26 protein-coding genes and 1 tRNA gene are annotated in these 25,923 nt (G+C 64.2%); 16 read left to right on the top strand and 11 right to left on the bottom strand.

The window, feature by feature from the left end:
• Positions 1–35 precede the first annotated feature (35 nt).
• Entirely contained in the window at positions 36–2,879 is a 2,844-nt protein-coding gene (locus tag AC1DSF_RS03820; protein ID WP_478123551.1) for a DUF349 domain-containing protein, read from the top strand.
• A 39-nt stretch (positions 2,880–2,918) separates the two neighbouring features.
• Here the strand turns inward: AC1DSF_RS03820 and AC1DSF_RS03815 are convergent, their stop codons facing one another.
• The 5 genes from AC1DSF_RS03815 to AC1DSF_RS03795 are packed head-to-tail and all read right to left on the bottom strand — an operon-like array spanning position 2,919 to position 6,230.
• Positions 2,919–3,713: a M90 family metallopeptidase gene (locus AC1DSF_RS03815; protein WP_478123550.1), complete on the bottom strand. Its 795-nt coding sequence runs from the start codon at positions 3,711–3,713 to the stop codon at positions 2,919–2,921.
• Positions 3,713–4,474: a UDP-2,3-diacylglucosamine diphosphatase gene (locus tag AC1DSF_RS03810; RefSeq protein ID WP_478123549.1), complete on the bottom strand. Its 762-nt coding sequence runs from the start codon at positions 4,472–4,474 to the stop codon at positions 3,713–3,715. Before AC1DSF_RS03810 ends, AC1DSF_RS03815 begins: the two co-directional genes overlap by 1 nt.
• 7 nt (positions 4,475–4,481) lie before the next feature.
• On the bottom strand, positions 4,482–4,991 hold the full coding sequence (locus AC1DSF_RS03805) for a peptidylprolyl isomerase (protein ID WP_478123548.1): 510 nt from the start codon (positions 4,989–4,991) through the stop codon (positions 4,482–4,484).
• 14 nt (positions 4,992–5,005) lie between these two features.
• Positions 5,006–5,590 carry a peptidylprolyl isomerase gene (locus AC1DSF_RS03800; RefSeq protein ID WP_478123547.1) on the bottom strand — a complete coding sequence of 195 codons (585 nt, stop codon included), beginning with the start codon at positions 5,588–5,590 and terminating at the stop codon, positions 5,006–5,008.
• A 49-nt stretch (positions 5,591–5,639) separates the two neighbouring features.
• Positions 5,640–6,230, bottom strand: a complete 591-nt coding sequence (locus AC1DSF_RS03795) for a tetratricopeptide repeat protein (RefSeq protein WP_478123546.1) — start codon at positions 6,228–6,230, stop codon at positions 5,640–5,642.
• A 193-nt stretch (positions 6,231–6,423) separates the two neighbouring features.
• On the opposite strand from AC1DSF_RS03795, the gene cysS reads away from it, so the two are divergent.
• From cysS to AC1DSF_RS03740, 11 genes are all read left to right on the top strand, one after another.
• A complete protein-coding gene (gene cysS, locus AC1DSF_RS03790) occupies positions 6,424–7,803 on the top strand; it encodes a cysteine--tRNA ligase (protein ID WP_478123545.1) in 1,380 nt (459 codons plus the stop codon).
• Between the two features lie 14 nt (positions 7,804–7,817).
• Entirely contained in the window at positions 7,818–8,468 is a 651-nt protein-coding gene (locus AC1DSF_RS03785; protein ID WP_478123544.1) for a DNA-3-methyladenine glycosylase family protein, read from the top strand.
• A gap of 16 nt (positions 8,469–8,484) precedes the next feature.
• Complete coding sequence (locus AC1DSF_RS03780) at positions 8,485–9,465, top strand: acetyl-CoA carboxylase carboxyltransferase subunit alpha (protein ID WP_478123543.1); 981 nt, start codon at positions 8,485–8,487, stop codon at positions 9,463–9,465.
• 44 nt (positions 9,466–9,509) lie between these two features.
• Positions 9,510–10,460, top strand: a complete 951-nt coding sequence (gene tilS / locus AC1DSF_RS03775; protein WP_478123542.1) for a tRNA lysidine(34) synthetase TilS — start codon at positions 9,510–9,512, stop codon at positions 10,458–10,460.
• Between the two features lie 114 nt (positions 10,461–10,574).
• Positions 10,575–11,843, top strand: a complete 1,269-nt coding sequence (locus AC1DSF_RS03770) for an aspartate kinase (RefSeq protein ID WP_478123541.1) — start codon at positions 10,575–10,577, stop codon at positions 11,841–11,843.
• 23 nt (positions 11,844–11,866) lie between these two features.
• Positions 11,867–11,959 (top strand) — tRNA-Ser (locus tag AC1DSF_RS03765).
• Positions 11,960–12,195: 236 nt separating this feature from the next.
• Positions 12,196–13,533 carry an MFS transporter gene (locus tag AC1DSF_RS03760; protein ID WP_478144589.1) on the top strand — a complete coding sequence of 446 codons (1,338 nt, stop codon included), beginning with the start codon at positions 12,196–12,198 and terminating at the stop codon, positions 13,531–13,533.
• Positions 13,534–13,584: 51 nt separating this feature from the next.
• Positions 13,585–14,625, top strand: coding sequence for an aromatic ring-hydroxylating dioxygenase subunit alpha (locus AC1DSF_RS03755; RefSeq protein ID WP_478123539.1), 1,041 nt, complete (start codon positions 13,585–13,587; stop codon positions 14,623–14,625).
• Entirely contained in the window at positions 14,622–15,587 is a 966-nt protein-coding gene (locus AC1DSF_RS03750) for a PDR/VanB family oxidoreductase (RefSeq protein WP_478123538.1), read from the top strand. Before AC1DSF_RS03755 ends, AC1DSF_RS03750 begins: the two co-directional genes overlap by 4 nt.
• Positions 15,588–15,636: 49 nt before the next feature.
• Positions 15,637–16,104 carry a MarR family winged helix-turn-helix transcriptional regulator gene (locus AC1DSF_RS03745; protein WP_478123537.1) on the top strand — a complete coding sequence of 156 codons (468 nt, stop codon included), beginning with the start codon at positions 15,637–15,639 and terminating at the stop codon, positions 16,102–16,104.
• 70 nt (positions 16,105–16,174) lie between these two features.
• Positions 16,175–17,743, top strand: a complete 1,569-nt coding sequence (locus AC1DSF_RS03740; protein WP_478123536.1) for a fatty acyl-CoA synthetase — start codon at positions 16,175–16,177, stop codon at positions 17,741–17,743.
• Here the strand turns inward: AC1DSF_RS03740 and AC1DSF_RS03735 are convergent.
• From AC1DSF_RS03735 to AC1DSF_RS03715, 5 genes are all read right to left on the bottom strand, one after another.
• Positions 17,716–17,907: a hypothetical protein gene (locus AC1DSF_RS03735; protein WP_478123535.1), complete on the bottom strand. Its 192-nt coding sequence runs from the start codon at positions 17,905–17,907 to the stop codon at positions 17,716–17,718. The genes AC1DSF_RS03740 and AC1DSF_RS03735 overlap by 28 nt on opposite strands.
• Before the next feature lie 117 nt (positions 17,908–18,024).
• Entirely contained in the window at positions 18,025–18,831 is an 807-nt protein-coding gene (locus AC1DSF_RS03730) for a PPK2 family polyphosphate kinase (RefSeq protein ID WP_478123534.1), read from the bottom strand.
• 59 nt (positions 18,832–18,890) lie between these two features.
• Entirely contained in the window at positions 18,891–19,313 is a 423-nt protein-coding gene (locus tag AC1DSF_RS03725; RefSeq protein WP_478123533.1) for an RNA-binding S4 domain-containing protein, read from the bottom strand.
• A 15-nt stretch (positions 19,314–19,328) separates the two neighbouring features.
• Positions 19,329–20,741 carry a sensor histidine kinase gene (locus AC1DSF_RS03720; protein ID WP_478123532.1) on the bottom strand — a complete coding sequence of 471 codons (1,413 nt, stop codon included), beginning with the start codon at positions 20,739–20,741 and terminating at the stop codon, positions 19,329–19,331.
• Positions 20,738–21,418: a response regulator gene (locus AC1DSF_RS03715; RefSeq protein WP_478123531.1), complete on the bottom strand. Its 681-nt coding sequence runs from the start codon at positions 21,416–21,418 to the stop codon at positions 20,738–20,740. The genes AC1DSF_RS03720 and AC1DSF_RS03715 overlap by 4 nt, the downstream gene beginning before the upstream one ends.
• Positions 21,419–21,528: 110 nt before the next feature.
• On the opposite strand from AC1DSF_RS03715, the gene AC1DSF_RS03710 reads away from it, so the two are divergent.
• The 3 genes from AC1DSF_RS03710 to AC1DSF_RS03700 are packed head-to-tail and all read left to right on the top strand — an operon-like array spanning position 21,529 to position 24,516.
• Positions 21,529–22,488 carry a Bug family tripartite tricarboxylate transporter substrate binding protein gene (locus AC1DSF_RS03710; RefSeq protein WP_478123530.1) on the top strand — a complete coding sequence of 320 codons (960 nt, stop codon included), beginning with the start codon at positions 21,529–21,531 and terminating at the stop codon, positions 22,486–22,488.
• A gap of 2 nt (positions 22,489–22,490) precedes the next feature.
• A complete protein-coding gene (locus tag AC1DSF_RS03705; protein WP_478123529.1) occupies positions 22,491–23,024 on the top strand; it encodes a tripartite tricarboxylate transporter TctB family protein in 534 nt (177 codons plus the stop codon).
• A gap of 1 nt (position 23,025) precedes the next feature.
• Positions 23,026–24,516 (top strand): tripartite tricarboxylate transporter permease, encoded by a 1,491-nt coding sequence (locus tag AC1DSF_RS03700; protein ID WP_478123528.1) that lies wholly within the window; start codon positions 23,026–23,028, stop codon positions 24,514–24,516.
• 73 nt (positions 24,517–24,589) lie between these two features.
• On the opposite strand, the gene AC1DSF_RS03695 is transcribed toward AC1DSF_RS03700, so the two are convergent.
• On the bottom strand, positions 24,590–25,030 hold the full coding sequence (locus AC1DSF_RS03695) for a hypothetical protein (RefSeq protein ID WP_478123527.1): 441 nt from the start codon (positions 25,028–25,030) through the stop codon (positions 24,590–24,592).
• A 177-nt stretch (positions 25,031–25,207) separates the two neighbouring features.
• Between AC1DSF_RS03695 and AC1DSF_RS03690 the strand changes: the two genes are divergently transcribed.
• A complete protein-coding gene (locus tag AC1DSF_RS03690) occupies positions 25,208–25,912 on the top strand; it encodes a Crp/Fnr family transcriptional regulator (protein ID WP_478123526.1) in 705 nt (234 codons plus the stop codon).
• The last annotated feature ends 11 nt before the right edge of the window (positions 25,913–25,923 follow it).

Here is a 25,923-nt window from a genome sequence, read left to right as displayed (position 1 = left end):
TTCGCTTTTCTTCTACAGATAACGATATTCGCGCAGTGACATCAACTTCTTCCAAGCCTCACGACCTCCAGTCCCTCGACACCCTGACCGGCGGCGCATTCACGGCGTCCACCTCCGGCGAGCGCGCGCAGCGCATTCGCGAGTGGATCGCCGGCAATCCGTCGCCCGAGCAAATGCAGGACGTGTTCAAGGAACTCAGCGGACGCGACAAGGGTGCTGCGCGGTTGCTGCGAGAAAAGCTCGACGAACTCAAGCGCGCCAAAGGCCAGGAGGCGATCGCCGTCGAATGGACGCACAAGGCCGAAGCGCTGCTCGCCCAGCCCAAGCTGAACATCGCCGATGCCCTGGCGTGGCAGCGCGACGCCGCCAAGGCCGGTGCTCCGCTGTCGCGTGAACCGCTCGCGGGCTTCAAGGCGCGCCTGTCCGAGCGCGTGAAGGGCATCGAAGACCTTCAGCATCGCGCACAAGTGCATCGTGAGGCGGCGGTGCTTCTGGCGCAGCGCTTCGAAGTGCTGTCGACAAAGAGCTGGCGCGACGCGCAGGCCGCCGAAGAAGCCTTGCGCGCGGATGTCGCGCACTGGCAGCAACAGGCCGCCGAGATTGCAGCCGACAGCAACTGGAGCAGCCTTGATGCCAAGTTTGCGCCGCAACTCGAGTCCTCCAAGGCACAACTCCTGGTGGTCTCGGATGCATTCCATGCGGCGCTGGCGCAGGCGCTCGCCGCTGCGGCGGATCCTGCCGCGCCGCTCCCGCCGGTGCCGGTTTGGGCCGACGAGCTGCGCATCGCGCGCGGCGGTGCTCCGGAGGCAGCGGCTCCCGCTCCGCAGAAGCCAGCCGGCCCGAGGGTCGACCCTGAAAAACGGGCTATCGCTCAAGAGGCGGTTCAAGCCGCGCTCGCGAAGCTCGAGCAGGAAACGGCTGAAGGTCATGGCAAGGGGAGTGCCGGCGCGGCGGCGGCCCTTCGCGCGGTGCTCAAGGAGCACGGCCGGTTGGTCGACGCACCCCTGGAGGCCCGTGTTCATGCTGCGCTGGTGGCCGCTGGCGAACTCGAAGGCTGGCAGCGCTGGAGCGCCGACAAGGTCCGGGAAGAACTCGTTGCCAAGGCCGAAGGCTTGTTGAAGCGCCCCGAAGGCCAGGCCCTGGGCGGCCGCAAGATGCAGGAGACGCTCCGCGCGCTGCGCGAGCAGTGGAAGCAGTCCGACCAGGGCGGCGTCCCCAATCACGCGCTCTGGAAGCGATTCGATGAGGCATGCAACGAAGCCCACAAGGTGGTCGAGGCCTGGCTCGAAAAAGTCCGCGCCGACGCCGCCGAGCATCGTGCCCAGCGCCTCGCCCTGATCGAAGAGCTCAAGGCCTGGACCGCGGAACACGCCCAGACTTCCGATCTCAAGGCGGTCAATCGTGCGCTGCATCAGTTCGCCGATCGCTGGCGCGATGCGGGACACGTTGGCGAAAAGGTGTTCGCCGATCTGCAAGCGCAGTGGAGCGAGGCTTTCGGCGCCGCGCGTGCGCCGTTCGAGGCCCAGCAGAAGGCGAGCGTCGAGCGTCGCCAGGCCATGATTGCGGAAGCCGCCGAACTCGGCGCCACGCCGGTGCTGCGCATCGATGCGGTCAAGGCGCTCCAGCAGCGTTGGCAAGCCGAAGCTCAAGCCGTGCCATTGGACCGCCGTCAAGAGCAGAAGCTCTGGGACGCATTCCGCGCGCCGATCGACGAAGCCTTCAACCGAAAGACTGCCGAGCGCGAAAAGGCATCCGCAGCGATGAGCGAGCACGACCGCAACGTGCTGAATGCGTCGAAGGCGCTCGAGGCCGCGAACGCGACCGGCGACGCGCAGAAGATCCGCCTCGCAGTCGCCCAGCTCGAAGCCGCCATCCGCGGCGAGGCCCCTGCACCCACGCCGGCGCCCGCGCCCAAGACTGCGCCCGCAGACTCCGCCGCAGCGGATGGCCCTTCGGTGGGGGCGACGGAAGTGGTCGCACCCGGTCAAGCTGCTGCCGAGTTCAGCGAAAGCGCCGAACAGGCGCCTTCCCCGGAAGATGCTGACGCCGTGTCCGCGGAGCCGGCAGCCGCCGAGCCGGGCACGCCAGATCTGGTCGCGCCTGCCGATGGCGCCGATGCATCCGCGCGCGCGGACGCCCAAGCCACCCCTCCGGCGGCACCGCCGAAGCCGGCACCCAAGCCGGTGATCGCCGTGCGAGGCGATGACCGACCCGGCAACAAGAAGGGTGAAGGCGTTCCGGCCGCGCGCGGCGGAAGGTTCGGCGATCGCCGCGACAGCCGTGGGGCTCCTGGCGGCCCGGGCGGTCGTTCCGGCCCCGGCAGCGACCGACCGCAGCGTGGCGCCGAGCGCGGTGCCCCCGCGGGCGCTGGTCGCTTCGGCGACCGCCCGCCGCGGTTCGAAGACCGCGGCCCCCGCTTGGGCGACGCCGCCTTCCGCGCGCAACGCGATGCGCTCGAACGTGCAGAACTCGCGTTGCGCAAGCTTGCGGCGCAAGCACATGGTGAGGCACTCACGCAGGTTCTTGGCGCCTGGGAAAAGCGCGATCCGGCGCAGTTGCCGAGCGCGCAGGAGTTGGGTCGTGCCGTAACGCCTGCGGTGCGAACCAGTTGGTCGCAGGCAGTGGGATCGGCACCTTCAGTGCAAGCTGTCGAGGCCGCCGAAGCGCTGCTGCGCCTTGAGATGGCCGCCGAGGTACCGACGCCGGCGGAGCAACTCGACGCTCGCCGCGCATTGCAACTCAAGCTCCTGACGCGACGCGGCGACCCCACGCCTGCGCAAACCTGGGGCCAGGATGCCGGCAAAGTGCTGGCGGCACCGCACGATGCGGCCACCGCGCGCCGACTGCAGAACGCGCTCAAGGCGCTGCTTCGCAAGTAAGGGAGATCGGCCGGTTTTGCGCCGGCCGATTCCTGAGGATCAAGCCCCGGTTGGCGGCAGGAAGAAATCGTCGAACAAGGCGGCCAGCGCGGGGAAGTCACCCGCAAGCTGGATGCGATTCACGAAATAGGCCTCGCAAGCGACCGCGAAAAATTCGCCCGGTGACTGGGCGCCGTACCCGTCGAGCCAAGGGGGCTCCCCGCCAAAGCGCTCCGCCACGATGGTTTTCTCCCTGAAGGCATCGAAGGCGGGTTGCAGTACTGCCATCCACGCGGCACGCGCTTCGCGCGCATTCGAGGTCCCTCGGAAGTTGGGCGGCAAGGGCGGGCACCCGTCGACCGAACCGCCTCGCATGTCGATCTTGTGGGCGAATTCGTGGATCACGACGTTGTAGCCCTCGGCTTGAGTTGCGCCGCTGGCGAGCACGTCTTGCCAGCTCAACATCACGGGCCCTCGGTCCATGGCCTCGCCGGCGACGATCTCTTCATATTGATGGACTACGCCGGCCGCATCAATGGTCGTTCGTTGGGCCACGACTTCGGACGGATGCACGACGACGCCGACAAAATCGTCATACCAGTTGAGGCCGCCCTTCAGGTGCAGCACCGGGAGAACAGCCTGAGCGGCGATCGCCAGGGCGACTTCATCGGAGATGACGAAACCGTGCGCGCCATGGAAGCGCTTGTCGCGGAGAAATTCGGCCGCCAATTCGCGAAGGCGTTCCATGTCGGCTGCGGGACGTTCTGCAAGGAAGCGATAGCGCGCGAGCGTTGCCCGCCAAGCCGGATCGGGTATGCGGAGCGGCGCGCGCAGCTTGCGCAGCCATGCAAGCATCAGCGGAGATCGACGCGTTGGGCGCCGGCGCTGGAGATGCACAGCAACTGAGCGCGCGGAGGATGGGCGGCGACGTCCCAGTCGCTCAGGACGATGCGTTGGAGCCCTTCGCCCAGCGGGTGGACTGCGGGTTTGTGAGTGTGGCCATGCACCAGCGTTGCGGCGCCCGCCTTGTGCAACCAGTCGCGCGCTGCATCGGCATCAACATCAGCCCAGACCATGTCGGGACTGTGCTTGCGGTCTTCACTCTGCGCGCGAACCGATCGGGCGAGCGTGCGGCGTTCCTCGATGGGCCGCGCAAGCACGGCGTCTTTCCAGGCGGGCGTCCGCACCTGTGCCCTGAACCGCAGGTACTCGGTGTCTTCAAGGCACAGAAGATCGCCGTGGCTCAGGAGCCAACGCTTGCCGTGGAGGACCAGCACCGTCGGATCGTCGATGAGCGTCATGCCGCTTTGCGCCGCGAAGGCGGGGCCGAGCAGGAAGTCCCGATTGCCATGCATGAAGTAGACGGGCCGACGTGCCGTTGCGACGCGGAGCACGTCGGCGCACTGAGCTTCGAAGCCGGGGAGGGTGGCCGCGTCGTCGCCGACCCACACCTCGAAAAGATCGCCGAGGATGAAGATCGCATCGGCCGGCGAGGTTTCGAGGTAGCCGCGCCAGACGTCGAAAGTGGCCTGTTCCGCGGCCTGCAGGTGGAGGTCGGAGATGAGATCGACCGTGCGCCAGGTCACCGGCGCCACGATCTCTGCAAACGCCTCCATGGGAACGTCAGGCCTTGACGACGGCCTTTTCGATCACGACGTCGTCGAGCGGCACGTCGTCATGGAAGCCTTTGCGGCCCGTTTTCACGGCCTTGATCTTGTCCACGACTTCCTTGCCTGCAACGACCTTGCCGAAGACCGCATAGCCCCAGCCCTGGGCCGACGGTGCGGTGTGATTCAGGAAGCCGTTGTCGGCCACGTTGATGAAGAACTGCGCCGTGGCCGAGTGCGGCGCGCTGGTGCGTGCCATTGCCACGGTGTAGTTGTCATTCTTGAGGCCATTGTTGGCCTCGTTCTGGATTTCGGCGCCTGTCGGCTTTTGCGACATGCCGGGTTCGAATCCGCCGCCCTGAACCATGAAGCCAGGGATGACGCGGTGGAACACCGTGTTGTCGTAGTGGCCCTTGTTGACGTAGTCGAGAAAATTCTCGACCGTCTTTGGCGCCTTGTCCTGGTCGAGTTCGAGCGTGATGACGCCCTGGTCCTTGATGTGCAGTTCGACTTGGGGATTGCTCATGAGGGCTCCTTTGATTACTTCGCCACGGTGGCGGACTGGATGGTGATGGTTTCGACGGGGACGTCAGGCATGCCGCCCTTGTTGCCCGTGCGGGCGGTGCGGATTTTGTCGACGACCTCGGTGCCGGAGACGACCTTGCCGAACACCGCATAGCCATAGCCATCGGGGTTTGGCGCATTGAGGTTGGCGTTGTCCTTCACGTTGATGAAGAACTGCGCGGTCGCCGAATTCGGGTCGGACGTGCGGGCCATCGCGATCGTGTACTTGTCGTTCTTGAGGCCGTTCTTGGCTTCGAGCGGAATTGGAGCCCGCGTCGGCTTCTGCTTCATGTCAGGCGTGAAGCCGCCGCCCTGGATCATGAATCCGTCGATGACGCGGTGAAACACCGTGCCGTCATATTGCTTGTCCTTGACGTACTGAAGGAAGTTCTCGACGGTCTTCGGCGCCTTGTCGGGGTAGAGCTCGACGACGATGTCGCCGGCCGACGTGCTCAGCTTGACTCGCGGCGCGTTCTGCGCCTGCGCCCAAGCGGATCCGGTGATGGCCAGCGTGGCGGCCGCAATCAGCGCCGCACGGCGCGAGATGGCTTGAAGAGTCACGGGAGAGTCGCTTTCCGAAAGTTGCGCCGAAGCGCGTTGGAGAAGTGGCCTACCGGCGCACGGGCTTGCGGCCGTCGGCGGGTGCCGGCGGGAGGTCACCGGCGTTTGGCGCGCTGAACATCTGGCGGATCAGTGCGAGCTTTGGCGGCACCGTGGTGTTGGCGGGTTCGAGTTGCTTTGCGCGGCTATAGGACTGCGCCGCGAGTCGGACATACACGTCGCCGAGGTTCTCATGCGCGGTCGCGTAGTCGGGGTTGAGCTTGGTCGCCATTTCGAGCGCCGCGCGCGCCTTGTCGAACTGGCTTTGCGCCGCATACAGCGCGGCGAGGTTGTTGTACGGCTCAGGCAGCTCCGGGAAGTCTTGCGTGAGCTGCGTGAAGGCGGCGATCGCCTCCGTCTGCTTGCCTTGCTCGGTGAGGATCACGCCGCGCAGGAAGCGCATTTGCGGATCGCGAGGCTTGCCGGCGATGTAGGCATCGGCCTTGGCAAGTGCTTCGTCAGGCTTGCCTTGGCGGAGAAGCGCGTTGACATCGCCATAGTCGTCGGCATGTGCCACGCTCAAGGTCAGCGCCAGGGTCAGCGCCAGAAGGGCAGGGAAAAGGCGAAAAAGCGATGAGGTGAAGGTAGCGGCGCTCTGCATGAAGCCTCGAGTATTGGGGAGGACACGGGCCTCGTAAACACGCGGAAAATATCCGTCGGTGGCCGTTTATACTGCGAGGAATTGTAGCCGAGGGGCCACCTCCAACCCCTCGTCCCAACAGTACATTCACCCCTGAAAAACCCGCTGTCTTTCGCCCGTTTTGGCGCGCGCGAACCGACGCTTTTCGAGCTTCATGAGTCTTCGCATCTACAACACGCTTTCGCGTGAACTGGAGGAATTTTCTCCTCTGCAACCAGGCAGGGTGCGCATGTACGTGTGCGGGATGACTGTCTACGACTACTGCCACCTGGGCCATGCGCGTTCGATGATCGCGTTCGATGTCGTGCAGCGATGGCTCAAGGTGTCGGGTCTCATGGTGGACTACGTTCGCAACATCACCGACATCGACGACAAGATCATCCGACGCGCCGTCGAGAACGGCGAGAGCATTCGCGCGCTCACGGATCGGATGATCAACGCGCTGCATGAGGACGCCGACGCGCTCGGAATCGAACGGCCGACGCACGAACCCCGTGCGACGGACTACATCCCGCAAATGCTGTCGATGATCACCACGCTCGAACAAAAGGGGCTGGCCTACCGCGCGCCCAATGGCGACGTGAACTATGCCGTGCGCAAGTTCCCGGGCTACGGCAAGTTGAGCGGCAAGTCGCTGGATGAACTGCACGCCGGTGAACGCGTTGCGGTGCTTGACGGCAAGGATGATCCGCTCGATCCGGTCTTGTGGAAGAGCGCCAAGCCGGCCGAACCCGACGAAGTGAAGTGGCCGAGCGCGTTCGGTCCTGGTCGGCCGGGCTGGCATATCGAGTGCTCGGCGATGGCGTGCGAACTGCTCGGCGAAACCCTCGACATTCACGGCGGTGGCGCGGATCTGCAGTTTCCCCACCATGAGAACGAGATCGCTCAAAGCGAAGGCGCCAACGGCAAGCCCTTGTCTCGCATTTGGATGCACAACGGCTTCATCAACATCGACGATGAAAAGATGTCCAAGAGTTTGGGCAACTTCTTTCTCATTCGCGATGTGCTGAAGGAATTCGACGCCGAGACGATCCGATTCTTTGTGCTGCGAGCGCACTATCGCAGCCCGCTCAACTACAGCGATGCCCACCTGAGCGATGCGCGTGCCTCGCTCAAGCGGCTGTACAACGCGTTGCTTGCGGTGGCGCCTGCGCCGCTGGCAAGCATCGATTGGAGCAATACGTATGCCGCGCGCTTCAAGGCGGCGATGGATGAAGACTTCGGTACGCCCGAGGCGGTGGCGGTCCTTTTCGACCTTGCCGGCGAAGTCAACCGCACGCGATCGGCGGAATCGGCAGGGCTCTTGAAGGCGCTGGGCGGTTGCCTCGGTATTCTTCATTCAGATCCGCAAACATTCCTGCAAGCTGGTACGGTGCTTGACGATGCCTCGATCCAGGCGCTGATTCAGCAGCGTGCCGAAGCCAAGGCAGCGAAGAATTTTGCTGAAGCCGACCGAATTCGTAGCGATTTGCTGGCGCAAGGCATCGTCCTGAAAGACTCCCTGACCGGCACGACATGGACGTCGGCTCAGTGAACGCGACAAGAACGATGCCGTCTGCGAAGCAGCCAGAAATCCAGGTTTTCACCCCCGACTACTGGGAAGAGGCCTGCAAGCACCTCGCCAGGAAAGACCGCGTGATGAAGCGGCTGATTCCGCGCTTCGGCGACGCTTGCCTGGAGTCGCGCGGTGACGCATTCACGACCCTGGCGCGAAGCATCGTCGGGCAGCAGATCTCGGTGAAGGCGGCGCAATCGGTCTGGGACCGTTTCGCGGAACTGCCTCGCAAGATGGCGCCGGCCAGCGTGCTCAAGCTCAAGGTCGACGACATGCGCGCGGCCGGGCTTTCGGCGCGCAAGGTGGAGTATTTGGTCGACCTCGCGCTGCATTTCGATTCGGGCGCCGTGCACGTCGACTCGTGGAAGGACATGTCCGATGAGATGATCATCGCGGAACTGGTCGCAATCCGTGGCATCGGCCGCTGGACCGCCGAAATGTTCCTGATCTTCCATTTGATGCGACCCAACGTGCTGCCACTGGACGACCTCGGCCTGATCAACGGGATCAGCCAGAACTACTTCTCGGGCGACCCCGTCAGCCGCAGCGATGCGCGCGAGGTGGCTGTTGCCTGGGCCCCTTATTGCAGCGTGGCGACTTGGTATATTTGGCGATCGCTCGACCCGCTACCGGTCGCATACTGAATAACAGGAGAAGACGTTGGCGAAACGAACCTTTCTCGACTTCGAGCAGCCCGTCGCTGAACTCGAAAGCAAGATCGAAGAACTGCGCTATGTGCAAACAGAGTCGGCAGTCGACATCTCGGAAGAAATCGATCAGCTTGGCAAGAAGAGCCTTCAGCTCACCAAGGATATCTACAGCGACCTGACGCCTTGGCAGATCACGAAGATCGCCCGGCATCCGGAGCGTCCCTACACGCTGGATTACATCAACGAAATCTTCACCGATTTCGTCGAACTGCACGGCGACCGTCACTTTGCCGACGACCTGTCGATCGTCGGCGGTCTGGCGCGATTCAATGGCACGCCCTGCATGGTGCTCGGCCACCAGAAGGGCCGCGACACCAAGGAACGCACCGCACGCAATTTCGGCATGAGCAAGCCGGAAGGCTATCGCAAGGCGCTTCGGCTCATGAAGACGGCCGAGAAGTTCAAGCTGCCGGTCTTCACCTTCGTCGACACGCCTGGCGCATACCCAGGCATCGACGCCGAAGAGCGCGGCCAGTCCGAAGCCATCGGCCGCAACATCTTCGAGATGGCTCAGCTCGAAGTGCCGATCATCGTGACGATCATCGGAGAGGGCGGCTCCGGCGGCGCGCTGGCGATCTCGGTCGGTGACCAGGTGCTGATGCTGCAATATTCCGTCTATTCAGTGATCAGCCCCGAAGGCTGCGCATCGATCCTCTGGAAGACCAGCGACAGGGCGCAGGAAGCTGCCGATGCACTTGGCATAACGGCGCATCGACTCAAGGCGCTGGGGCTGGTCGACAAGATCGTCAACGAGCCGGTCGGCGGTTCGCACCGCGATCATCGGCAAATGGCGGCGTTCCTCAAGCGCGCGTTGAACGACGCCTTCCGCCAGGTCAGCGACCTGAACGTCAAGGAATTGCTGCATCGCCGCTATGAGCGTCTGCAAAGCTACGGTCGCTTCGCCGACACCAAGGCCGACAACGGCAAGTAGGCGCGGAGGCGCGGCGCAGGCCGGAGCCTGTTGCGCAATCCAAGATGGAAAATCCCGCCGACCATGCACTGGCTTCATGGGCGGCGCCGTTGCCGTTTGCCGTGGCCTACAGCGGCGGCGCGGACTCGACCGCACTGCTTCATGCTGCCGCCAGCCGCTGGCCTGGCCAAGTGCATGCGCTCCACGTGCACCACGGTTTGCAAGGCGCCGCAGACGAATTCGAGGCACATTGCACCGCGACTTGCCTGGCGCTTGGCGTTCCTTTGCACGTAGGCCGCATCGATGCTCGGCACGCGCCGGGCGAGAGTCCCGAGGATGCGGCCCGCCGGGCGCGCTACGTCACTCTGGCCTCATTGGCGCTGGCCCATGATCTCGCGCATGTCGTGCTTGCACAGCATGCGGACGATCAGGTCGAGACGATGCTCATCGCGCTCAGCCGTGGTGCTGGGGTCGATGGCTTGGCTGGAATGCCGATGCGTATGCGCCGGCACGGTGTCGAGTTCCATAGGCCGTTGCTCGCGGTGCACGCCGATGCGCTGCGCGAATGGGTCGTCGCCGAACGGGTTCCGCATATCGAGGACCCGAGCAATGCCGACCTTCGATACACACGCAACCGCATCCGCCGACAAGTGCTGCCGGCGCTCGCAGCTGCGCTGCCGCAGTACCGCGAAACCTTTGCACGCTCGGCGCGCAACGCGGCACGGGCTTCTGCGCTGCTCTCGGATGCTGCGGCACGCGAGCTTCTTGACGCGGGCACCCCGCCGTCATTGGCGGCATTGCGCGCGTTGCCGCGCGAGAGGCTTGCCAACGTCTTGCGCCACTGGTTGAAGCGCGACCATGCCGCCGTCCCCAGCGAGGCGCAACTGGAGCAACTGCTCGACCAGATTGCCGCATGCAGCACGCGTGGCCATCGGATCCAACTGAAGATCGCATCCGGCCGCGTCGAGCGGGAGGGCGACACGCTGCGTTGGTACAATTCTTCGCCCTTGCCGTAGCTCACAGACTTTGCGCTGAATCAGGCTGCAGGCGGGTGCATGAATGCCGGTGTGGGCCGTTTTGCCGGTGTGGCCGCCGTTGCGGCATCCGAACTCTTCTCTTTGACTTTACCCATGGCATTGATCGTTCACAAATACGGCGGCACGTCGATGGGCTCCACCGAGCGCATCAGGAATGTGGCCAAGCGGGTCGCCAAATGGGCGCGCGCCGGCCATCAGATGGTCGTGGTCCCCAGCGCGATGAGCGGCGAAACCAATCGCCTGCTCGGCTTGGCAAAAGAACTCGCCACCGGCAAGCCCGGAGACGACTACAACCGCGAACTCGACATGCTCGCCTCGACAGGCGAGCAGGCATCGTCGGCGCTGCTGGCCATCGCGCTGCAAGCCGAAGGTCTCCAAGCAGTGAGCTACGCCGGCTGGCAGGTTCAGGTCAAGACCGACAGCGCCTTCACCAAAGCCCGCATCGAGAGCATCGACGACGAACGCGTGCGTGCGGATCTCGATTCCGGCAAGGTGGTGGTCATCACCGGATTCCAGGGCGTGGACGATGCCGGCAACATCACGACGCTTGGCCGCGGCGGCAGCGACACTTCGGCAGTCGCCATTGCGGCGGCGCTGAAGGCCAGCGAGTGCCTTATCTATACCGACGTGGACGGCGTCTACACCACCGACCCGCGCGTCGAGCCTGATGCACGTCGCCTGGCGACGGTCAGCTTCGAGGAAATGCTCGAAATGGCGAGCCTGGGCTCCAAGGTCCTGCAAATCCGCTCGGTCGAATTTGCCGGCAAGTACAAGGTCCCGCTGCGTGTGCTTTCGAGCTTCACGTCGTGGGACATCGATATCGACGAAGAGGCCAAATCCGGCACGCTGATCACTTTCGAGGAAGACGAAAACATGGAACAAGCCGTCGTATCCGGCATTGCGTTCAATCGCGACGAAGCCAAAATTTCCGTGCTCGGCGTGCCTGACAAGCCGGGCATCGCGTATCACATCCTCGGCGCCATTGCCGACGCGAACATCGAGGTCGACGTGATCATCCAGAACCTGAGCAAGGACGGGCGTACCGACTTCAGCTTCACGGTTCATCGCAACGACTACGCCAAGGCGATCGACCTGCTCAAGGCCAAGGTCCTGCCGACCCTGGGTGCGGCCGATATCGTGGGCGACACCAAGATCTGCAAGGTCAGCATCGTCGGCATCGGCATGCGCAGCCACGTTGGCGTTGCAAGCAAGATGTTCCGCGTGTTGAGCGAGGAGGGGATCAACATCCAGATGATCTCGACCAGCGAAATTAAGACTTCAGTTGTGATCGACGAAAAATATATGGAGCTCGCTGTACGCGCGCTGCATAAAGCCTTCGATTTGGACCAACCGGCGTCCTGAACGCTGGCATAATCGTTGGCTCAGGAACTGTGACCGAGTGGCCGAAGGTGCTCCCCTGCTAAGGGAGTATGGGGTGTAGAGCCTCATCGAGGGTTCGAATCCCTCCGGTTCCGCCAGACATCGTCTTTGACGATCCCAAGAGCCCCCGCGCTGATTTAGCTCGGGGGCTTTTTCGCATCTGGAACCGTCAAGTCTCGCGCCACAACCATCTACGGGTTAACACTAGGTATCGGAATGTCAAGGACATTCAGTACACTTATCGACATTGATTCAGCGCACTGAATCGATTCGAGCCCCACAACTGCTTCAAAAGCGCACCGAAGACGCGGCAGACATCAATCCGGAGAACTTGATGACCACCAATTTGCGCCGCACCTTCGACCAAGGACCCATGAGCCGTTTTCAGTGGAGTGCAATCGCCATTTGCGTGACGTTGGTCATGCTCGACGGCTTCGACGTGCTCGTGATGGCGTTTACGGCTGCCAGCATTTCAGCTGAATGGAAGCTCACCGGCGCGCAGTTGGGAGTGCTGTTCAGCGCTGGCCTGCTGGGCATGGCTGCCGGTTCGCTGTTTCTGGCGCCATTGGCCGACCGCTTCGGCCGCCAATCGATCATCCTTCTGTGTCTGACGGTGGTTGCCCTCGGAATGGGAGCCTCCGCGCTTGCGCAAGACAGCATCCAGATGGCGGCCACTCGCGCGTTCACGGGCGTCGGCATTGGCGGAATGCTCGCCAGCGTCGGCGTCATCACGTCGGAATACGCGTCGAACAAATGGCGCAGCACAGCGGTTGCGCTGCAGGCGACGGGCTATCCCATCGGCGCGACCATCGGCGGAAGCATCGCGGCTGTGCTGCTCGAGCTTTACGGTTGGCGCTCGGTGTTCGTCTTTGGTGCCTTGGCCACCGCGTCCATGATTCCGCTCGTGATCTGGCGGTTGCCCGAGTCCGTGGATTTCCTCGCTTCCAAGCGTCCCCGCGGTGCGCTGCGCAAGCTCAACGTCTTGATGCAACGGATGCAACGCCCGCAACTGGCCGAGTTGCCGCCGCGAGATGCCGAAGCGCTGCGCTCGTCCAATTCGATTTCGGGGCTCTTCGCCGGCGGCCTTGGCCGGTCGACCTTGTTGCTCTGGCTCGCGTTCTTCCTGTTGATGTTCAGCTTCTACTTTGCGCTCAGCTGGACGCCCAAGCTGCTCGTTTCCGCTGGCCTTTCTGCCCGCCAGGGCATCACCGGTGGCGTGCTGCTGAATATCGGCGGCATCATCGGAGGCAGCGTCTTCGGCCTGCTGGCGTCGAAGCTCGATCTGGGTCGCCTCACCGGCGCGAACCTGGCGATCACGGCGCTGGTGATGGCGCTTTTCGGCGCCGTCACAGGTCATCTGAGCGCGTCGTTCAGCGTTGCATTCTTGATCGGGATGTTCATCTTTGCCTCGATGGCCGGGCTCTATGCATTTGCGCCAGCGATCTATCCGGCAGCAGTTCGTACCACCGGCATGGGCTGGGCGATCGGCGTCGGCCGCATCGGCGCGATCGTCGCGCCGCTCACGGCGGGCGCGCTCCTCGACGACGGATGGCAGCCGCCTCAGCTCTATTACGCGTTCGCACTGCCATTGCTGGCCGCGACGGTCTCGGTGCTTGCACTTCGGCGCGGTGCCGCGCCGCGCCAGCCGGGCGACGTGATCCCCGCGCACTGAAGCCGCGCTCCGAACGCTTTTCCCGTACCCCACAGCACAAGGAGTTCCCACATGTTCCCCAAGAACAACTGGTACGTTGCCTGCTCGGGCAGCGAAATCGATGACAAGCCTCTGGGTCGCAAGATCTGCGGCGAAAACCTGGTTCTCTACCGCGCTATCGAGGGCAAGGCCACGGCGCTGGAAGATTTCTGCCCCCACCGCGGCGCTCCGCTGTCGCTGGGTCAGGTGGTCGAAGGAAAGCTCGTCTGCGGCTATCACGGCCTCGAAATGGGCTGTGACGGCAAGACCATTGCCATGCCCGGGCAGCGCGTTCGCGGATTTCCCGCGATCCGGACTTTTCCGGTGATCGAGCGCTATGGCTTCGTCTGGGTGTGGCCGGGCGATCCGGCACTCGCCGATGCGGCCAAGCTGCATCACCTCGAATGGGCCGAGAGCCCCGATTGGGCGTACGGCGGAGGACTGTTCCACATCAATTGCGACTACCGCCTGATGATCGACAACCTGATGGATCTGACGCACGAGACTTACGTGCATTCCACCAGCATCGGCCAAAAGGAAATCGACGAGACGCCCACCACGACCAAGGTCGAGGGCGACATGGTCGTCACCAGCCGGTTCATGGAAAACATTTCCGCGCCACCCTTCTGGCGGATGGCCCTGCGCGGCAATCACCTCGCCGACGACGTGCCGGTCGATCGCTGGCAAATCTGCCGCTTCACGCCGCCGAGCCATGTCATGATCGAAGTCGGCGTCGCGCATGCGGGTAAGGGCGGCTACAACGCGGACCCGGCGCACAAGGTGTCCAGCATCGTCGTGGACTTCATCACGCCCGAAACCGAGACTTCGCACTGGTACTTCTGGGGCATGGCGCGCAACTTCCAGCCGCACGACAAGGCGCTGACCGCCTCCATCCGCGACGGCCAGCACAAGATCTTCAGCGAAGACCTGGAGATGCTCGAATCGCAGCAACGCAATCATCTCGCCTACCCGGATCGGCAGTTGCTCAAGCTCAACATCGACGCCGGGGGAGTGCAATCGCGTCGCGTGCTCGATCGATTGATGGCGGAGGAACGCCAGGCGGTGACGTCATGAATGCCGCTGAACTGGAGGTGCGCATCGCGCGCAAGCAGACGGAGGCGGTCGACATTTGCACTTTCGAACTGGTGCAAGCGGATGGTCGACCGCTGCCGGCGTTTTCGGCGGGCTCGCACATTGACGTGAATATGCCCGGCGGCGTCACGCGACAGTATTCGCTGTGCAATGACCCGCGCGAAAGCCATCGCTACCTGATCGGCGTTTTGCGCGATCCCGCTTCGCGGGGCGGCTCGCGGACCATGCACGACGCGATGCAAGAGGGCGCTTCTCTGCGTATCAGTGCGCCGAAGAACCACTTTCCGCTTGCCAACGGTGCCACGCACAGTGTGCTGATTGCAGGCGGGATCGGCGTGACGCCCATTCTGTGCATGGCCGAGCGGCTGGCCATGACGGGTGGCTCTTTCGAGATGCACTATTGCACCCGGTCGCGCGAGCGGACGGCGTTCGTCGACAGGATCGGGCAATCGAGTTTCGCCTCGCAGGTTCAGTTTCACTTCGACGATGGCGATGCTTCGCAGAAGCTCGCACTCGGGCCCTTGGTCGGCACGCCGAAAGCGGGCGTACACCTGTATGTCTGCGGCCCAAAGGGATTCATGGATTGGGTACTCGACGCCGCACGCACCGCGGGATGGCCGGCCGAGCAACTCCACTATGAATTCTTCTCGGCCGAGATCGCCAAGTCGGATGCCGACGCGTCGTTCGAAGTCAAGCTGGCGAGTTCGGGTCGCGTGGTGACCGTGCCCAAGGACCAGACGGTGGTACAGGCGCTGGCTGCCATCGGCGTGGAGGTCGCGACTTCCTGCGAGCAGGGCGTGTGCGGCACCTGCCTCACACGAGTCCTCGAAGGGGAGCCGGACCACAAGGACATGTACCTCACGCCGGAAGAGCAAGCGGCCAACGACCAGTTCACGCCCTGTTGCTCTCGGTCCCGTTCGCCGATGCTGGTGCTCGATTTGTAGAGCAGAAACAGCATTCGATAATGGCGAGTTAAGTACTACGTTCGCCATCATGCAGTGCAAAGTATCCAATGCTGTCGAGATCGATCTGAATGACCAGCCGGGCCATCTGATCCGTCGCGCGCACCAGATCTCGGTGTCGGTCTTCTACGAAACGCTGGGGCGTGAAGTGACCCCGGTGCAATACGCGGTGATGCGCACCCTGCAGAACAACCCCGGCATCGATCAGGTCACGTTGGCCCAGCAGGTTGCGCTGGACACGTCCAGCGCCGCCGATATCGCGGTACGTCTCGAGGGCAAGGGCTGGATCTCGCGCAAGTTGCTGGCGCGAGGCCAGCGCGAACTGCGGCTGACCGAGCTCGGCGAAAGTCTCCTGGCCCAGATGGTGCCGGGCATGCAGGAGATGCAGAACGAACTCCTTGGCATGCTCACCGAAGAAGAGCGGCGCGACTTCATGCAGCTCCTGAGCAAGTTCGTCACGGTCAACAACGACCGAAGCCGCGCGCCGATGCGGACCTAGCAATACACCTATCTGGCGATGGCGTCGAACGGGCACTATCCTCGCGGTGACCCGCCCAAGGAGACGCCCGATGACTCATGAGACAGCCCGCCGCCAGACGCTGGCCGACCTTTTGCGACGCAGCGCGAGGCGCGAGCCCGGCAAACTGGCGATTGCCTGCGGCACCACGCGGTGGACCTATGCGGAGTTCGATGCCATTTGCAGCCGGGTGGCCAGCGGCCTCGCACAACAAGGGGTGGGCAAGGGTGCCCGTGTGGCGGTCCTCGCCCGAAACTCGCACGCATTCGCGGCCCTTCGCTTCGCGCTGGCACGACTCGGCGCGGTGCTGGTGCCGATCAACTTCATGCTGAAGGCCGATGAAGTGGCGTACATCCTGCGGCATGCCGGGGCCTCTCTTCTGGCCACCGATTCCGGCTTGGCCGGCCTGGCGCGCGAAGCCGCGGCGCTCGACACCTCCGTGGGTGAGTTTCTCTGGTTGCCCTCCGAAGACCCAAGCGATCCGGCGCCGGGCATGCTGCGATTCGACCAGCTCGCCGAAGCGGGTTCCGAGCCGCCCGATGTGGATTTGCAAGGCAGCGACCTCGCGCAGATCGTCTACACCAGCGGCACCGAATCCACACCCAAGGGCGCGATGCTCACGCACGACGCAGTGATCTCGCAATATGTCAGTTGCCTCGTCGATGCCGAAATCAGCGCCGGCGACTTGACCTTGCATGCATTGCCGCTCTATCACTGCGCGCAACTCGATGTGTTCCTCGGGCCCTCGCTCTACGCCGGCGGCACCAACGTCATCACGGCGAAGCCCACGCCAGACAACCTGCTTCCGCTGATCGAGCGCTTTCGGATCGGCTCTTTCTTCGCGCCGCCCACCGTGTGGATCTCGCTGCTGCGCTCGCCGAAATTCGACAGCACCGATCTCAGCAGCTTGCGAAAGGGCTACTACGGCGCGTCCATCATGCCGGTCGAGGTGCTGCGCGAACTCAGTCGCCGACTCCCGCAGGTGCGGCTATGGAACCTCTACGGCCAGACGGAGATCGCGCCGCTCGCGACGATGCTCGGCCCCGACGATCAACTGCGCAAGCCAGGCTCCGCGGGGCGCGCCGTGCTGAACGTCGAGACTCGCGTGGTCGACGACCGGATGAAGGATGTCGCGGTGGGCGAAGTCGGGGAGGTGGTGCACCGTTCGCCGCACCTGATGCTTGGCTATTTTCACGACGATGAACGCACCAAGGCCGCGTTCGAAGGCGGCTGGTTTCATTCGGGCGATCTCGCGGTGATCGACGACGAGGGCTTCATCACGATCGTCGACCGCAAGAAAGACATGATCAAGACCGGTGGCGAAAACGTCGCGAGCCGCGAGGTCGAGGAAATGATCTACCGTCTGCCGCAGGTGTCGGAAGTCGCCGTGGTCGGCGTGCCGCATCCGCGCTGGGTCGAGGCTGTCGTGGCTGTCGTGGTCGCCAAGGCGGGCCACGCGCTCGACGAGGCGGAGGTTCTCGCCCATTGCGCGAAGCATCTGGCCGGCTTCAAGGCGCCCAAGCGGGTGGTGCTCGTCGAAGCCCTGCCCAAGAATCCGAGCGGAAAGCTACTGAAGCGCGAATTGCGCAAGGCTCACGAGGGCCTTTTCGCGCGGGAGTGAGGATTGCATTCGTCCAGCACCGCGATCGACTGCTCGACACGCTCTGCGATTTCGTTGCTGAGGAGCCGCAGCGGCCGTCCCACGTTCACCAACAGCATGCCGGCGCCCAGGATCAGAAGGTAGAAACCGGCAATGAGAGCCATCGGTGTCAAGAAAATGCTCATCAAGATTCTCCGAAAACGTGGCGGCGTGAGCCGAACGAGAGGCACTCTCGTGGCGGCTGCTCAACGCTGAAGTACGTTTTTGGGAGAGACGGCAGTCGGACGCGGCCTACAGAACCTTTATTCGACGATGAGTCCTTTCAGCGCCGGGTCGAACGGCGGCGTCGAAAGGCCCATGTCCTTCAGCGACTTCACGAGCAGTTCGGCGACCATGAGATTGCGGTGGCGCTTGCTGTCCGCCGGCACGACGTACCAAGGCGCGTGGTCGGTCGAGGTCGCAGCTAGCGCATTTCCGTAGGCGCGTTCGTAGGCGTCCCACTTCTTGCGAACGTCGAGGTCGCCCATGGCGAACTTCCAGTTCTTGCCCGGATCGTCGACGCGCGCCTGCAGCCGCGCGCGCTGCTCGTCTTTGCTGATGTGCAGCATGCATTTGATGATCACGGTCCCGGTCTCGGAAAGCATCCGCTCGAAGTCGTTGATCTGCGCATAGCGGCGGCGCGTTTCGGCCTTGTCGATCCAGCCTTCGACCACCGGAACGAGTACGTCTTCATAGTGGCTGCGGTTCCATACGCCGATTTCTCCGGACCGCGGCACGTTGGCGTGGCAGCGCCACAGGAAGTCGTGGTCGCGCTCTTCCTCGCTCGGCGCCTTGAAGGCCGTCACCCGGACGCCCAAGGGCGAGGTGCGAGAAAAAACCCAGCGGATCGTGCCGTCCTTGCCGCTCGTGTCCAGGCCCTGCAGCACGAGAAGCAACTTGCGCCTGCCTTCGGCGTGGAGCAGGTTCTGCAGGTCGTCCAGCCGCCCGGCCAGGGAGTCCAGTGCCTCGCGTTGTACTTCTTCGGCGCCTTTCTGAAAAGGCACGGCGGCCGGATCGATGTCCGCGAGCTTGAACTTCTTGCCCACGCGGTATTTCTTGAAGCTGGCCATGAGTTGGGATTCCTCGCGCAAAGCCCGCAGCGTACGCGATGGCGCCCCGGCAAGTGGGCCTATTCGTCCGTATCGATCGACGCGCTCCAGCGGTTGTCCCAATCACCCCGGCGGGCGCCGTCCAGTTCGCGGCGATCGCGCTTGGTCGGGCGTCCCTGCTCAATGCTGAGCGCCGGCTCGCTGCCCAGGCGCCTTTGCTCGCGCGCGGCCGCCTGCGCGGCAAGGCTTTCTGGCGTCTCTTCGTAGAGTTGCTGTGCGACTGGCGCCGGTCCGCGCTGTCCGCTGATGCCCAGAACCCGTACCACTCGCGTGACCGGGCCCAGCCGGATCGCCACCGTGTCGCCGGGCTTGACCTCCCGCGACGCCTTGGCCACATCGCCGTTGAGTTGCACGCGGTGCTTGCCGATCTCATCAGCCGCCAGCGAGCGCGTCTTGAAGAAGCGCGCGGCCCAGAGCCATTTGTCTATGCGAAGACGATCCATGTATGCATCCACGTATCAATGATTGTCGCGCGCCAGCGGCAGATGCACGAGAGCATCCAGCCCGATCTTGTGTCCGCCGGATTCCCGGTTGTCCAGCGCAATGTGGCCCCCGAGCGCCAGCACGATTTCGCGGCAGATGGCGAGGCCGAGGCCTGAGCCGCTGGCGAGGTCGCCGGCAGCGAAAGGCGCAAACAGCCGCTGCCGCAGTTCGTCCGAAATGCCAGGCCCGTGGTCACTGACGGTCAGGACCGCGAAACCTTCGGCGGCTTCGACACGGACCACCAGCGCGGCCTCCTGCGGACTGTGCTTGATCGCGTTGTGCAGCAGGTTGCGCGCAAGCTCCTGCAGCATCCAGCGGTGCGCCCGCACCGGTACCGGCGCCGGCGCGTAGAGCTCGAAATCGAGCGCCTTGTCGGCCACCAGCGGCGACAGGTCGAGCGCTATCTCGCGCACCGTCTGCGCCAGGTCGAGCACCATCGATTCGGGTTGCTGCCGCAACTGCTCGACCTTGGCGAGCGACAGCATCTGGTTGGCGAGCGTGGTCGCGCGTTCCACTGTCTGGCCGATTTCGGCGTAGGCCTGCTCGGGCGGCACATCGCCGCGGCGGGCCGACTGCACCTGTGCCTTCAACACGGCCAGCGGGGTGCGCAACTGGTGGGCACTGTCGCGCACGAAGCGCTTCTGATGGTCCAGCAGCCGTTGCAGGCGTCCCATGACTTCGGTGGTCGCGTCGATCAGCGGTCGGAGTTCGCGCGGCGCATCGGGCGCATCGATGGGGGACAGGTCGTCGGCCGGGCGCGCCTCGATCGCCTCGCCGAGTTCACGCACCGGCCGCGTCGCGCGTTGGACGACGATCACGGTGACCGCCGCGATGACCGATATCAGCACCAGTTGCCGCCACAGCGTGTCGAGCAGCAGTTTGCGCGCGAGCGTCTGGCGCAATTCGAGCGTCTCCGCGACCTGCACAACGGCCATGCCGCGGCCGTTCGCACTCGCAACGGGCTGCAGCAGGACCGCAACTCGTACCGGCATGCCCCGGAATTGCGCGTTATAGAAATCCACCAGCGCGGCGTAGGGCGGTCGGTCCGGCAGCTTGCCGGTCCAGAACGGAACCTCGTCGAATCCGGAAACCAATTCACCGTCGAGCGTGGACACCCGGTAGTACATCCGGCTCTGGTTGTCTGCCTCGAAGGCTTCGAGCGCCGAATACGGGACGATGGCACGCAGCGAAGCCGCTTCGTCATAGCCGACCACGTCGAGCTGCTCGCCGATGGTCTTGGCGGAAGCGAGGAGGGTGCGGTCATAGGCGGTCGTCGCCGCCGCGAGGCTCTGGCGATACAGGCTGACGCTGTTGACGATCACGAACAATGCGATCGGCGCGAGGATGCCGACCAGCAGCCTCGCTCGCAGCGAGCGGACTCGGCTCATGCGTCTTCACGCAAGAGATAGCCCAGTCCGCGCAGCGTCATCAGCGTGACGCCGGTGCCGGCGAGTTTCTTGCGCAGCCGATACACCACGACTTCCACCGCCTCGTACTGCACGTCCATCTCGCCGGGAAAGACCAGCTCGAAAAGGCGTTCCTTGGACACCGCATGGCCCGGCTTGACCATCAATGCCTTCAGCATTGCAAGCTCCCTGGGCGTCAGTTCGAGCACGTCGGCGCGGTGGTAGATCGCGCCGCTGTCGGGGTCGTAGCGAAGGCCGCCGACTTCAGGCAGCTTGGCCGGCAGATCGGTGCCGGCATTCTGCTGCCTGCGATGCAGGGCGCGGATGCGGGCTTCGAGTTCATCGAGGTCGAAGGGCTTGGGCAGGTAGTCGTCAGCGCCCGCGTTCAGGCCCATGATCCGGTCGCCGACCGTGCCGCGCGCAGTCAGCAGCAGCACCGGCGTGCGCAGCCCAGCGGCGCGCGCCTGCGCCAGCACCTGCAAGCCATCGAGGTTGGGCAGGCTGAGGTCGAGCGCGACGACATCGGGCTCCAGCGCCTGCCATTGGGCAACGGCAAGCGCGCCATCGCCGCACAGGCGCACGTCGATCTGCCGCCGGCCCAGCGTGCGCTGCAGCGTGGTTTGCATCGACGGATCGTCTTCGACCAGCAGCAACTTCATCCCTGGATTTTCGGTGTTTACCCCAGTTCGGTGGACAGCCAACTGACAGCGGGGCGGCGCATCATAGCGAAGTCAGGTCCTAATCAGCTTTCAGCATCAAGGAGACATGCATGCGTCGAGATACCTTTTTGAAGTCATTGGCCGCGATGGCCGCCACCGGTGCCCTGCCGCTTTCGGCATGGGCCGCGACCAACGTCAAGATGATGATCCCGGCCAATCCGGGCGGCGGCTGGGACACCACCGGGCGCGCGCTCGGCAAGGCGCTGACCGAGGGCAAGCTCGCCGACACGGTGACTTACGACAACAAGGGTGGCGCGGCCGGTGCGCTGGGGCTGGCCCAGTTCGTCAACGGCTCGAAAGGTGACCCGAACGCGATGATGATCATGGGGGCGGTGATGCTGGGCGGCATCATCACCGGGAAGCCACCGGTCAGCCTCTCGCAGGCCACGCCGATCGCCCGCATCACGAGCGAATACAACGTCTTCGTGCTTCCGGCGAATTCCCCGCTGAAGACCATGAAGGACGTGGTCGACCAGCTCAAGAAAGACCCGGGCAGCGTCAAATGGGGCGGCGGCTCGCGCGGATCGACCGAGCACATCGCGGCGGCCATGATCGCCCAGAAGGTCGGCGTCGATCCGTCCAAGATCAACTACGTTGCTTTCCGCGGAGGCGGCGAGGCAACGGCAGCCATCCTTGGCGGCAATGTCACCGTCGGCGGCAGCGGCTTCAGCGAATTCGCCGAATACATCAACGCCGGCAAGATGAAGGCGATTGCGGTCACGTCCGCACAGCGCCTGCCCGGCATCAACGTGCCGACGCTGAAGGAGCAGGGCATCGACGTCGAGATCGGCAACTGGCGCGGCGTCTATGGCGCGCCCGGCATCACGCCCGAGCAGCGCAAGGCGCTGACCGACATGGTTCTGGCGGCGCTGAAGACGCCAAGCTGGGCCGAGGCGGTCAAGAAGAACGACTGGACGCCTGCCGTCCTGTCGGGCGACGCCTTCGCCAAGTTCGTGGACGATGAGTTCGCGAGCCTGCGTGCGACGATGGTCAAGTCCGGAATGGTCTGAACGTGTCCTCGATCGATATTGCAGTCCCGAGGAGGCCGGCGATCTGGCCCCAGACGCTGGTCGGCGTAGGCGTTCTGGTTGCCGGGCTGGCCCTGGCATTCGGCGCGATCGGCATCTCGTCCGAAGCGGGCTATGGGGGCGTCGGCCCCAACTTCCTGCCTTGGCTGGTATCGATCGCGCTCACGGCCTGCGGCGCGTGGATCATCTGGGAATCACGCACCGGCGGCTTTCGCGAGATGGAAGAACCCTCCGGCGCGGTCCAGCCGTACTGGGGCGGGTTCGTCTGGGTTTCTGCCGGGCTGCTGCTCAACGCGGCGCTCATCACGACCATCGGATTCATCTTCAGCTGCACGTTGTGCTACCTGCTCGCCGTACAGGGTCTGCGGCGCGCCAGCGGGCAGGGCGGGGTCAATGCGCCTCGCACCTGGCTGATCGACATCGTGACCGGCCTGCTGATCTCTGCGCCTGTGTTCTGGATGTTCACGCAGTTCCTGGCCATCAACCTGCCGGGTCTTACCAACACAGGGTGGCTCTAGGATGGAAATCTTCAACGCATTGATGCACGGCTTCGCGCTGGCGATCACGCCCGTGAACCTGCTGTGGTGCCTGGTGGGCTGCGCCCTCGGCACGGCTGTCGGCGTGCTGCCCGGCATCGGCCCCGCGGTTGCGGTAGCGATGCTGCTGCCGATCACGGGCAAGGTCGACGTCACGGCTTCGATGATCTTCTTTTCGGGGATCTATTACGGCGCCATGTACGGCGGCTCGACCACCTCCATCCTGCTGAACACGCCCGGCGAGACCGCCAGCATGGTGACGGCGATGGAGGGCAACAAGATGGCGAAGAGCGGCCGCGCAGGCGCCGCGCTCGCGACCGCGGCGATCGGTTCCTTCGTGGCCGGCACCATTGCGACGGTCATCGTCACGCTGTTCGCGCCCTTCGTGGCGGACTTCGCGGTCAAGCTCGGGCCACCGGAGTATTTCCTGCTGATGCTGCTGGCCTTTACCACCGTCAGCGCGGTGCTCGGCAAGAGCACGCTGCGGGGCATGACGGCACTGTTCATCGGGCTCGCGGCGGGATGCATCGGGCTCGACCAGATCTCGGGACAGGGGCGTTACACGGGGGGCATTCCCGAGCTGCTCGACGGCATCGAGATCGTGTTGGTCGCCGTCGGTCTCTTCGCCGTGGCCGAAGTGCTCTACGCGGTTCTCTACGAAGGCAAGGTCGTCGAAGACCAGAACAAGCTCAGCCGCGTCCACATGACGGCGCGCGACTGGAAGCGTTCGATTCCTGCGTGGCTGCGCGGTACCGCGATCGGCACGCCCTTCGGCTGCATCCCGGCCGGCGGCACGGAGATCCCGACCTTCCTGAGCTACGCCGCCGAAAAGAAGCTCGCCAAGGATGCCGATGCCAAGGCGGAGTTCGGCACCAAGGGTGCGATCGAAGGCGTCGCCGGCCCGGAGGCAGCCAACAATGCAACGGTGACCGCGGCGCTGATCCCGCTGCTGACGCTGGGCATTCCGACATCGAACACCACAGCGATCCTGCTCGGGGCGTTCCAGAACTACGGCATCCAGCCCGGTCCGCAACTCTTCACCACGTCGGCGGCGCTCGTGTGGGCGCTGATCGCGTCGCTCTATATCGGCAACGTGATGCTGCTGGTGTTGAATCTTCCAATGGTGGGCCTGTGGGTCAAGCTGCTCAAGATTCCGAAGCCGCAGCTTTACGCGGGCATCCTGATCTTTGCGACGGTGGGCGCCTATGGCATGCGCCAAAGTGCGTTCGACCTGCTGCTGCTCTATGCCATCGGTGTGCTGGGCGTGGTCATGCGCCGCTTCGATTTTCCGACCGCGCCGGTGGTGGTCGGGATGATCCTCGGGCCGCTGGCCGAGGCGCAATTGCGCAACGCAATGTCGATCGGCGAAGGCAGCGCGGCGGTGTTCTTCCAGCGTCCGATGTCGATCGTGCTGATCGTCATCGTGCTCGGCGTGCTCATCCTGCCGCGACTCGCAAAGCGAATGGGCAAGTAGCTCCTTGATCTGGGCAATCGCCTCGGTCCGGCTCAACCGGCTCCGAGGTGTTTGTCATCGGCTTCATCGGCCGTCAATTCCCGGCCGGCGCGGGCTCCATCTGCGCGGTCGTCGCCGTCTTACCTTGCTTGCGCTGGACTTCCGCCAGGAACTGCGGGCCATTGCGCATCCGCTGGTAAGACGCAAACTGCGCACGATACGCCGCGCTCGTCGGATCGAAGCTGTCCGAATTGGCCACCTGGCTCATTCCAGACTTGATCCACAGGCTCAGGTCGGCTGCGACTTCTGCGCGGCTTTCAGCGCCGGGGACAGGGTCTGCAGGGCCGACGCGCAATTCCGGCGCGGCAGCCGTGAACGAGCGACTGGTGTTGAAATCCGCCGCGACCTCGGCGCGAGTGAAATGACTCGCCGTCGGGATCGCCGCGCCGACCCATTGCTCCGCAGGCACGGTTTGCGCGGACACGGCGCCAGCCAACGCGAGTGCGGACAAGCCGACAAATAGCTTCGCATTCATGATGAAATCTCCTTGAGGCTACGGGTGTGTGACAGCGGAAATCGCGGACATCACGGGGTGCAACTGTGGCGATTCATCTGCTTTCACGCTGTGCGTTTGCGCACAGGTTTTCTCAACGGCTTTTCAACGGCTCTTCAACGCTGTTCTCAACCGCTTTCCGGGCGTGAGAGGTCGAGCATGACAGTCCATCGTTCCAGTCTTGCCCTGCGGCACATTGCGCTGCTGGAAGGCTTGTCGCAAGAGCGCCTGGACGACATCGCCCAGCGTTGCGCGTGGCAGAGCATTCCGGCGGCCAGGCCGCTGCTGCTTCGCTCGGAAGAAAAGAGCGATGTCTTCTTCCTGGTGTCGGGCCAGTTGCGCGTGACGACCTATTCACCGAACGGGCGGCAGGTCACGTTTCGCGACTCGAATGAAGGCGACTATTTCGGCGATCTGTCCGCCATCGATGGCAAGCCGCGGTCCGCCGACGTCGTGACCCTCAGGCCCAGCGTGGTCGCCAGCCTGGATCGCACCGCTTTCATGTCGCTGCTGCGCGAAGAGCCGATCGTTGCCGAACGCGTGATGCGCGGCTTGGTCGGGCTCGTGCGGCAACTGTCAGAGCGCGTGATCGACCTCAGCACCATGGGCGTTCAGAACCGGGTACATGCCGAACTTCTTCGACTGGCGCGAGCGGCCGGTATCGCCGACAACCAGGCTCGCCTGGAGCCCGCGCCGACGCACGTCGAGCTTGCAAGTCAGGTCAGCACGAACCGCGAGCAGGTGACGCGTGAACTCAATACGCTTCGTCGCGATGGAGTGCTCGCGCGCGACGGCAAGGCGCTCGTGATCTTGAACGCACGCCGGCTCGAAGCCATGGTGGCGGCGGTGCGGGGCGTCGCCTGAAGACGAACGAA

This window comes from Variovorax sp. 01N429, from assembly GCF_056399425.1.
The sequence above is the reverse complement of the archived record's forward strand: the minus strand, read 5'-3'. Positions and strand labels throughout refer to the sequence as shown.

Bases quoted from the DNA above. Each gene is read 5' to 3' on its own strand.
- AC1DSF_RS03810 (WP_478123549.1), bottom strand. From the start codon at position 4,474: ATGGAGGCGTTTGCAGAGATCGTGGCGCCGGTGACCTGGCGCACGGTC.
- AC1DSF_RS03750 (WP_478123538.1), top strand. From the start codon at position 14,622: ATGAATGCCGCTGAACTGGAGGTGCGCATCGCGCGCAAGCAGACGGAG.
- AC1DSF_RS03715 (WP_478123531.1), bottom strand. From the start codon at position 21,418: ATGAAGTTGCTGCTGGTCGAAGACGATCCGTCGATGCAAACCACGCTG.
- AC1DSF_RS03700 (WP_478123528.1), top strand. From the start codon at position 23,026: ATGGAAATCTTCAACGCATTGATGCACGGCTTCGCGCTGGCGATCACG.
- AC1DSF_RS03730 (WP_478123534.1), bottom strand. From the start codon at position 18,831: ATGGCCAGCTTCAAGAAATACCGCGTGGGCAAGAAGTTCAAGCTCGCG.
- AC1DSF_RS03760 (WP_478144589.1), top strand. From the start codon at position 12,196: ATGACCACCAATTTGCGCCGCACCTTCGACCAAGGACCCATGAGCCGT.
- AC1DSF_RS03710 (WP_478123530.1), top strand. From the start codon at position 21,529: ATGCGTCGAGATACCTTTTTGAAGTCATTGGCCGCGATGGCCGCCACC.
- AC1DSF_RS03785 (WP_478123544.1), top strand. From the start codon at position 7,818: ATGCCGTCTGCGAAGCAGCCAGAAATCCAGGTTTTCACCCCCGACTAC.
- AC1DSF_RS03815 (WP_478123550.1), bottom strand. From the start codon at position 3,713: ATGCTTGCATGGCTGCGCAAGCTGCGCGCGCCGCTCCGCATACCCGAT.
- AC1DSF_RS03795 (WP_478123546.1), bottom strand. From the start codon at position 6,230: ATGCAGAGCGCCGCTACCTTCACCTCATCGCTTTTTCGCCTTTTCCCT.
- AC1DSF_RS03690 (WP_478123526.1), top strand. From the start codon at position 25,208: ATGACAGTCCATCGTTCCAGTCTTGCCCTGCGGCACATTGCGCTGCTG.
- AC1DSF_RS03695 (WP_478123527.1), bottom strand. From the start codon at position 25,030: ATGAATGCGAAGCTATTTGTCGGCTTGTCCGCACTCGCGTTGGCTGGC.
- tilS (WP_478123542.1), top strand. From the start codon at position 9,510: ATGGAAAATCCCGCCGACCATGCACTGGCTTCATGGGCGGCGCCGTTG.
- AC1DSF_RS03805 (WP_478123548.1), bottom strand. From the start codon at position 4,991: ATGAGCAATCCCCAAGTCGAACTGCACATCAAGGACCAGGGCGTCATC.
- AC1DSF_RS03740 (WP_478123536.1), top strand. From the start codon at position 16,175: ATGACTCATGAGACAGCCCGCCGCCAGACGCTGGCCGACCTTTTGCGA.
- AC1DSF_RS03755 (WP_478123539.1), top strand. From the start codon at position 13,585: ATGTTCCCCAAGAACAACTGGTACGTTGCCTGCTCGGGCAGCGAAATC.
- cysS (WP_478123545.1), top strand. From the start codon at position 6,424: ATGAGTCTTCGCATCTACAACACGCTTTCGCGTGAACTGGAGGAATTT.
- AC1DSF_RS03770 (WP_478123541.1), top strand. From the start codon at position 10,575: ATGGCATTGATCGTTCACAAATACGGCGGCACGTCGATGGGCTCCACC.
- AC1DSF_RS03725 (WP_478123533.1), bottom strand. From the start codon at position 19,313: ATGGATCGTCTTCGCATAGACAAATGGCTCTGGGCCGCGCGCTTCTTC.
- AC1DSF_RS03735 (WP_478123535.1), bottom strand. From the start codon at position 17,907: ATGAGCATTTTCTTGACACCGATGGCTCTCATTGCCGGTTTCTACCTT.
- AC1DSF_RS03720 (WP_478123532.1), bottom strand. From the start codon at position 20,741: ATGAGCCGAGTCCGCTCGCTGCGAGCGAGGCTGCTGGTCGGCATCCTC.
- AC1DSF_RS03745 (WP_478123537.1), top strand. From the start codon at position 15,637: ATGCAGTGCAAAGTATCCAATGCTGTCGAGATCGATCTGAATGACCAG.